We start from the raw sequence: 471 nt of genomic DNA on the forward strand, positions 1-471 counted from the left end.
GAAAACTCTGCCCAAAGCGCCGCCGCCCAGCCCGGATCACCCGCGGATTGTGACTGCTCCAGCCCCCCAGATCGTAGTCACTGCGGCAGCGATACAGGGTTTCGAACATGAAGGGCGCTACGCGAGGGTCCCCGCCCATAAAGGCGAGGTCCACCCGGCGTCCGAGATGAAACCGCTGTTCAAAGAAGAAATTATTGGTTCGAAGGATGAAATCATCCGCCAGGATCGCGCCCTGTGGTATCTGCGCCAAAGAGGCCCCATTGCCGGCCACGACAACCGGGCGGTCGCGCAACTGCATGCCCTCAGCCCGTCGCAGTTGCCATCAGAATATCCGACATTGATCTGAGCGCCCCCTTGCCACCGGGCAGGGGCAGAATCCAGTCGGCCAGCCCCAGGATCGAGGGATGCGAATCCGATGGGCAGGCCGACAGGCCCGCATGTTCCATCGCCCCACGGTCATTGACGTCATTG

At 62.0% G+C, this 471-nt stretch carries 1 protein-coding gene; it reads right to left on the minus strand.

The features are described 5' to 3' along the window. Window positions 1-298, minus strand: a 298-nt coding sequence (locus Q5L94_RS13345; RefSeq protein ID WP_317498854.1) for an alpha-2,3-sialyltransferase, incomplete at its 3' end; no start/stop codon positions are given. Between the last annotated feature and the right edge of the window lie 173 nt (window positions 299-471).

The organism is Idiomarina sp. Sol25, assembly GCF_033052775.1.
Classification (GTDB): Bacteria; Pseudomonadota; Gammaproteobacteria; order Enterobacterales; family Alteromonadaceae; genus Idiomarina.